Origin of the sequence: Xanthobacter autotrophicus (assembly GCF_029991245.1) — a bacterium.
GTDB lineage: Bacteria > Pseudomonadota > Alphaproteobacteria > Rhizobiales > Xanthobacteraceae > Xanthobacter > Xanthobacter autotrophicus_C.
Window position 1 is genome coordinate 1 of the sequence record NZ_JAIVFO010000187.1, and the last position, 6,996, is coordinate 6,996.

Sequence of the window (6,996 nt, forward strand, 5' to 3'; positions counted from 1 at the left end):
GGCTTGCGCTTGCCGGACGGGGCGGGCTTGGCAGCCGGTTTGGCGGCCAGCTTGGCCGGAGCCTTGGCGGTGCCTTTGGGTGCGGCCGTGGATGTGCCTGTCCCTGCCGTGGCCTTCGCTCTGGGCTTGCTCCCCCCCGTCGCGGCTTTCGCCGCCGGCGAGACCGGCGCCTGTCCGGAGGCCACGACCTGCGCGCCACGTGGCTTAGCCGGTGCGGTGGCAGCGAACTTGGACGCACCAGAATTGGCAGCACCGGACTTGGAAGCGCCAGACTTGGCGGCCCCAGACTTGGCAGCACCCGACTTGGGCACACCAGACTCGGTCACAACGGAAGGTTTGGGCGGGGTGATCTTGCGCGGCATTTTTCCGGTATACTGGTCGTCAATGCCCCAATCCAGCGACCGTGATACCGCACCCGAAGGGAACGCGGGCTTCCCGGAGGAGCCTGTCGTCTATGCGGTGACGCTTGCCCCGCACCGTTCGCTGACCCCGCGCGGCTTTCGCCTCGTGATGGTGGGCGTGGGCGGCATCAGCCTCGTCACCGGGCTCGCCTTCCTCGCCATGGGGGCATGGCCCATCTTCGGCTTCTTCGGCCTCGACGTGCTGCTGATCTACCTCGCCTTTCGCGCCAGCTTCCGCTCGGCGCGGGCGCGCGAGCATATCCTCGTCACCCCCAGTGTCATCGAGGTGCGGCGCGAACCGGCGCGCGGGCGGCGCACCATCACCCGGCTCAACCCGTTCTGGACGCGCCTGACGCGGGAGGACGACGAGGATCACGGCACGCTGGACGTGGCCCTCGTCAGCGGCCCGCGCACGGTGCCGGTGGGGCGCTTCCTGGGGCCGGACCAGAAGGCGGCGCTGGCCAGCGACCTGTCCCACGCCATCGCGGTGGTGAAGAAGGGCGTGCCGCGCAATTCCTTCTGAGGCCCCTTAAAGCGTTTTCGAGCGAAGGGGTCCCGGTTCGCGTGACGAAAACGCGTCAACACGGGAAATCCAGAGTGATTGCGTGAGCCTGGACGAACGGAAAACACCCTAGAGAAACGGCCGCAGCACCACGCCCAGCAGGCCGCGAAAGCGCAGCCGGCCCTCGAAGGCGGCAAGGCAGATGCAGGTACCGTCGTCGTCCACCCGCGGCGAATGCTCCACGTCCCCGTCCGCCTCCACGATATCGCCGGCACCGTAATGGCCGGACGGGTCGCTGAAGCCGCCGCAGATGACGTGGGTATATTCCGTTCCGGCATGGGTGTGCTGGGGAATCGCCCGGCCCGGCCCGATCTGGAACAGGAAGACGTTGGACTGCCCGTCCTCGGGCACATGCACCCGGCCCATGCGCACGCCGGGCGATACCGGTATCATGGAGCCGATGCGACGGGACGTGAGCGGCTGGGGCAGGCGTACGCCCTCCGGCAGCAACAACCCTTCCGGGAGGCGCGGCGCCGCGGGCGGACGGGAGAATGCCGCCTCCAGATGATCGCGCCTTGCGCCGCCGCCCGTCAGCCCCCCGGACATGGGCGCGGAACCAAGCTGCGCCAGGGTGCGCGCGAAGGCGTCGCCGGCGAGGGCGGCGGGCTCGGCCGCGTCCAGCAGCGCACCGCCCACCGCCTCGAACCGGCGCACCGCCGTGCGGCAGAGCGGGCAACCCTGAAGATGGATCTCCACCAGCAAAGCCGGCCCGGCCGGCAGCGTGCCTGCCGCAAAGCGCAGCAGGGTCTCGTCGCCGGGATGGGAATGGACGCTCATTTCAAATCTTCCAGCAGCGTGCGCAGGCGGCTCAAGGCCAGGCGGACGCGCGACTTGGCGGTGCCGAGCGGAATGCCCAGCTCCTGCGCGATCTGCGAATGGGGCTTCTCCTGAAAAAAGGAGAGCCGGACGATGGTGGCCTGCTCCTCCGACAGCTTGGAGAGGGCCGCCCGCACCCGCGCCTCGCGCTCGGCGCTCATCAGGATGGTCTCGCCGGAGGTCTCGTCGGCCTCCTCGTCCACGGCATCCAGGTCGACGGTCCCCATATGGCGCTCGCGGCGCTTCAGGTCGATGGAGAGGTTGCGGGCAATGGTGAAGATCCAGGTGGACGCGGCGGCGCGGGCCGGATCGAAGTAGGACGCCTTGCGCCACACCGTCAGCAGCGTCTCCTGCGCCAGTTCCTCCGCCGCGTTGGCCGCAAGCCCGCTGCGCATGAGGAAGGCCTTCACCCGTGGCGCGAAATGGCGGAACAGGAGGGCGAAGGCCTCCCGGTCGGCAGTCCGGGCGATGGCGACCACGAGCGCGCTCATGTCGGCTCCCGCGCGGGGGCCGGGCGCAGGGGCGCTCATGGCAGGCAGCCCGGCAGCCGGAGCCGCAAACAGTCCGGCCGGTCGCTCATCACCATGCGGACGCGTCCGCGCCGGCGGCGACGGGCGGAGAGAGGGAACCAACAGGCTAGGCTCGGCGACATCCATGCACTCGATACGAAGCCGGGACGCGATCGGATGACGTGAGCCACCGATCGCGCCGCGCGCGCTTCGACCCTAGCCGAGACCCCCAACGGCCTCCACCAACGTCACCGTGACCTGAGCCGCAATGCAAGCGCCTCTCAGTATTCCACTACCCCTTCCAGGGCGTAGTGCTTCACGCTCCTGCGGTTGGCGATCAGCTCGTCGATGGTGGGCTCGCCCTTCATGGCGCGGGAGATGGCGAGCTTGGTCGCCTCGTAATTGGTGCGGTAGAGGTCGGCCTTGTCGAGGTCTGGGTCCTCGGCACAGCGCGGGTCGAGCCACACCATGATGATCATGGCCAGTTCGTCCACCTCGTCCTTGGGCAGGATGCCCTCGCTCACGCAGTCGATGATGGCGTCGCCCATGGCGGCCTGAACCACGCCGCCCAGCAGGTCCACATATTCGGCGGTGTGGATGGTGGCCTTGGTGGTCATCATGGTCAGCGGGCGCACCAGCTGGTTCAGGTCGCGCACCACGAACATCCGGGTGTGGCCCTGCACCTGCCCCATCATGGAGGCGAACGCCTGCCCCACCGGGCCGCGCACCGAGCCGATGAGCACTTCCGGCATGGCGTCGGTGGCCTGCCCGTCCGCCGCGAGAACCGTCGCTTCGCCCGCCTTGAACCAGATGTCGGTCATGTTTTCCTCCTGTATGGGAGCGCAAGGAAGCATCCCGGTCCCGCCCCGTCCACGGCGACCCAGCGTCGCTGCGCCCCGCGGCGTCCGGAAGCGGTGTCCACCGCCCCGAAACACCTCCAAAACCAAGGCGTGGCCGTAATTATTCGCCCCTTGACTCGGCTGGACTCTAGACAACAGCCCTCCGATTCGATTCCAATGGGCTCGATTCGGAGAGATGCGGCACGTCCCTCCAGATCTAGGACGTGGGGGCTTCAAGAGCAGTAGGCCGCTCAGAGCCCCCGGACACCCGGAGGAGACCGGCGATGGCACGCGCCAACGCTGAGAGCGTAGGCGTGCGCGACCAAGCCATTCGAGGTCTGGCACGGTCGATCGCGCGCCCTGCCTACCAGCGCCTGCTTGATGCGGAACCGGTCCTGCGCCGGATCGTCCCGGCGCTCATCGTCACCTTCCTGGTGGTGATCGGGGTCGGCGCGGTGGTGCAGATCCATGCCCACCGGGTGGCCGAACTCAACAATGCCAAGGACGATCTCTCCCTGCTCGCCCTCGCCACCGGCGAGGGGCTGACCCTGCGCGCCGGCAACGCCCTTGCCCGCGTGCCCTCCGCCCTGGAGGAGAGCCTGCCGCCCCGCGCCACCGAGAGCGGGCGGCGCGTCTACGTCACCGACGCCCAGGGCCGCATCATCGCCTCCGCCCCCCGCGGCGAGGCACCGGCGAATCTGGCCGACGTCATCGACCCCGCCCAGCCCCTCGTCATCTTCGCCGAGCGTGCCGGCGTGCTGGAGGTGCCGTTCGGCGAGGGCACCGCGCTCGCCACCGTGCGCAACCTCAACGCGCCGCTGGGGCAGATCGTCTTCCTCCAGCCCACCGAGCGGGCGCTGGCGGCCTGGTCGGATTCCACCACGCTGACGGTGACCTTGTTCACCACCACCGGCACGGTGCTGCTGATCCTCGGCTTCTCCTTCCACTGGCAGGCGAGCCGGGCGCGCGAGGCGGACGCCATCTACGACACCGTGCGCCGGCGCATCGACACCGCGCTGAACCGCGGCCGCTGCGGCATGTGGGACTGGGACATGGCCCGCGGGCGCATGTACTGGTCCGACACCATGTTCGAGATCCTCGGGCTGGAGCGCAAGGACGAGCTGGTCTCCTTCGGCGAGATCGCCAAGCTCGTGCATCCCGACGACGGCGACCTCTACGAGCTGGCCCAGGAATTGGCCGAGCGGCCGGGCACGCCGGTGGACCGGGTGTTCCGCATGCGCACCGCCAAGGGCGACTTCGTATGGCTGCGCATGCGCGCCGAGGTGGTCCAGCAGCAGGGCGAGGACGGCCCCCACCTCATCGGCATCGCCATGGATGTCACCGAGGCCCAGCGCATGGCCGAGCGCACGGTGACCGCCGACATGCGCCTGCGCGACGCCATCGAGAGCATCTCGGAAGCCTTCGTGCTGTGGGACAGCCAGAACCGGCTGGTGCTCTGCAATTCCAAGTTCCAGACCCTGCACGAGCTGCCCGACGAGGCGATCCACGCCGGCACCCCGTTCGACGTGATCGCCTCGGTGGGGCGCCACCCCATCACCCGCACCCCGCTGAAGCCCGAGGACAAGCCCGAGGAAGGCTCCCGCGCCTTCGAGGCCCAGCTTTCCAACGGCCGCTGGCTGAAGATCGCCGAGCGCCGCACCAAGGACAACGGCTACGTCTCGGTGGGTACCGACATCACCACCATGAAGCGCCATGAGGAGCGCCTCATGGACAATGAGAAGCGCCTGATGGCGCTGGTGGCGGACCTGCGCAAGTCCCAGCAGACCCTGGAACACCAGGCCCAGCAGCTGGCGGAACTGGCCGAGAAGTATTCGGAAGAGCGCAACAAGGCCGAGGACGCCAACCGCGCCAAGAGCGAGTTCCTGGCCAACATGTCCCACGAGCTGCGCACGCCTCTCAACGCCATCATCGGCTTCTCGGAGATCATGGAGAGCGGCATGTTCGGCCCGCTCGGCTCGGAGAAATACGCCGAATACTGCACCGACATCAAAGGCTCCGGCACCTATCTCCTCGACGTCATCAACGACATCCTCGACATGTCGAAGATCGAGGCCGGCCGCATGCAGCTGGAGGTGGAGGACCTGGCCCTCGACGACATCATCGCCGACGCCCTGCGCGTCACCGCTGTGAACGGCGACGAGAAGAACATCACCATGACCATGGCGGCGGCGCACAACCTCGCCATCAAGGGCGACCGCCGGGCGCTGAAGCAGATCCTGCTGAACCTGCTCTCCAACGCGGTGAAGTTCACCCCCGAGGGCGGCAGCATCGCGGTGAAGGCCCGCATCAACGGCGCGGCGGCGGTGATCGCCATCGAGGACACCGGCATCGGCATCGCCAAGGACGCGCTGGCGCGGATCGGGCGGCCGTTCGAGCAGGTGGAGAGCCAGTTCACCAAGACCCACAAGGGCTCGGGCCTCGGCCTTGCCATCGCCAAGTCGCTGGTGGAGCTGCACGGCGGCGCCATGCGCATCCGCTCCATCGAGGGCCGCGGCACCACCGTCATCGTCCGCCTGCCGGTGAACGGCCGCGCCGCCAACTCCAACGAGACGCCGCGGCTGGCTGCGGTGATGTGAGGGCGGCGAGGCTGGCAAGGCGCTGACCTGCCGAAGGCCGTTCCCCCCTATCCAGTTCATGGCCGGGCTTGTCGCGGCCATCCACGCAGCTCAGCCGGGGACCCATCCCCCGGCCATCGACCCGACGTAGATGCCGGGGACAAGCCCGGACATGACGAGGAAGGGACAGCCGCGCGATTAGCCGTTGTCGTTGTCGGCCGACGGTTTGATTTCCGCTGCCTCGCTCTTCTCGGAGTTTTCCCGGAGCTTGCGGATTTCTTCTATCACGTCGTCCGGCAAGCGGTTCTCCGCGCCGCTGACTGGGTCGCGCAGGAAGAAGCCCTCGCCGGTCCTGTAGTCGATGATCGCGCCTTCGAGCTTGCGGTGACCTTCTTCGTCCACGAAATAGATGAGATCGATATCGCCCACGCGCTGCAGGAACGGACGCATCTTCTCAGCTGCCTCCCCCTTCTGGTAGAAGCTAACCATGACATTTTCGAACATGATGCCATTGTCAAGACGGTAGATAGCAAAGTAAACGGAAGGAAATTCCGTCGGCTCATCGGGGTAATTTTCGATATAGATCTTCCGGATTTCCTCGATGCCGCGGCGAGCATTCTCGGTGAGAGTGAAATTGATGGGTGGCATGCGCGGATCGTTCATTGCGATCACCGTTTGCGATTGTCGTTAAGCAACTGGCCGTGGACGACGGCGGAGGACGGCACCCGATTATTGCAGGTCCCTAAGATCGAGCCCTGAACGACCACATCGCCAAAGCCGAACCGATACACGCACCGGATGTCGCGCCCTGAGCCGAGCTGGGTCACAAGCGACCCATCATGACCTGCGCGGTCCGAACCCGCCCCACGCTCTCCCGCGACGGTCGCGACCTGAGGCCGGAAACGGAACCGCCTCCCGCACCGACCCATTGTCCTCCACCCGGCCCGCCAGCCGGAAGCCTCGGTTGGTCCGGATTATACTTGGTCGCAAGACTGAATTTTATCAGTGCCACCTTAAATCGGATGGCGACGTGATCCGCCCGCAATTGCATCTAGGCTCGGCTGTCCAACATGCCCGCCTCTGCATCAATATAGGAAAATATACCTACAATCAAGAGTTGCTTTTTGCACGTCATGTCGCTGGCCGCTTCAGATGCCTGTTGACACACTGCGAACGCGGCCCTTGGCTGCGCGGTGCCCTTCGAGCCCCTGAATAATCAATGCAAATGGAGCGGGAGATGACGCCTGAGTGCTTGCGATCTGTAGGGGCTCCCGCCCTCGCCCTCCTCCTCCT

Annotated in this window: 6 protein-coding genes and 1 pseudogene; 2 read left to right on the forward strand and 5 right to left on the reverse strand. The window is 67.0% G+C overall.

Features of this window, described 5'->3' with window-relative positions; genetic code table 11:
- Nucleotides 1–362 (reverse strand): annotated as a pseudogene (locus K9U41_RS20865) (hypothetical protein); the annotation flags it as partial.
- A 22-nt stretch (nt 363–384) separates the two neighbouring features.
- Between K9U41_RS20865 and K9U41_RS20870 the strand changes: the two are divergent.
- Complete coding sequence (locus K9U41_RS20870; protein WP_282642772.1) at nt 385–924, forward strand: DUF2244 domain-containing protein; 540 nt, start codon at nt 385–387, stop codon at nt 922–924.
- 108 nt (nt 925–1,032) lie between these two features.
- Here K9U41_RS20870 and K9U41_RS20875 read toward each other — a convergent pair whose 3' ends face one another.
- The 3 genes from K9U41_RS20875 to fae form a co-directional block, all read right to left on the reverse strand.
- Entirely contained in the window at nt 1,033–1,740 is a 708-nt protein-coding gene (locus K9U41_RS20875) for a ChrR family anti-sigma-E factor (RefSeq protein WP_282642773.1), read from the reverse strand.
- Entirely contained in the window at nt 1,737–2,270 is a 534-nt protein-coding gene (locus K9U41_RS20880; protein ID WP_282642774.1) for a sigma-70 family RNA polymerase sigma factor, read from the reverse strand. The genes K9U41_RS20875 and K9U41_RS20880 overlap by 4 nt, the downstream gene beginning before the upstream one ends.
- A 299-nt stretch (nt 2,271–2,569) precedes the next feature.
- A complete protein-coding gene (gene fae, locus K9U41_RS20885) occupies nt 2,570–3,109 on the reverse strand; it encodes a formaldehyde-activating enzyme (RefSeq protein ID WP_282642775.1) in 540 nt (179 codons plus the stop codon).
- 302 nt (nt 3,110–3,411) lie between these two features.
- On the opposite strand from fae, the gene K9U41_RS20890 reads away from it, so the two are divergent.
- Complete coding sequence (locus K9U41_RS20890; protein WP_282642776.1) at nt 3,412–5,724, forward strand: sensor histidine kinase; 2,313 nt, start codon at nt 3,412–3,414, stop codon at nt 5,722–5,724.
- Between the two features lie 177 nt (nt 5,725–5,901).
- Here K9U41_RS20890 and K9U41_RS20895 read toward each other — a convergent pair whose 3' ends face one another.
- Nucleotides 5,902–6,366: a hypothetical protein gene (locus K9U41_RS20895; protein ID WP_282642777.1), complete on the reverse strand. Its 465-nt coding sequence runs from the start codon at nt 6,364–6,366 to the stop codon at nt 5,902–5,904.
- Nucleotides 6,367–6,996: the final 630 nt, after the last annotated feature.

Excerpts from the sequence above, each read along its gene's own strand:
- K9U41_RS20870 (WP_282642772.1), top strand. The coding sequence starts at position 385 with ATGCCCCAATCCAGCGACCGTGATACCGCACCCGAAGGGAACGCGGGC.
- K9U41_RS20875 (WP_282642773.1), bottom strand. The coding sequence starts at position 1,740 with ATGAGCGTCCATTCCCATCCCGGCGACGAGACCCTGCTGCGCTTTGCG.
- K9U41_RS20880 (WP_282642774.1), bottom strand. The coding sequence starts at position 2,270 with ATGAGCGCGCTCGTGGTCGCCATCGCCCGGACTGCCGACCGGGAGGCC.
- fae (WP_282642775.1), bottom strand. The coding sequence starts at position 3,109 with ATGACCGACATCTGGTTCAAGGCGGGCGAAGCGACGGTTCTCGCGGCG.
- K9U41_RS20890 (WP_282642776.1), top strand. The coding sequence starts at position 3,412 with ATGGCACGCGCCAACGCTGAGAGCGTAGGCGTGCGCGACCAAGCCATT.
- K9U41_RS20895 (WP_282642777.1), bottom strand. The coding sequence starts at position 6,366 with ATGAACGATCCGCGCATGCCACCCATCAATTTCACTCTCACCGAGAAT.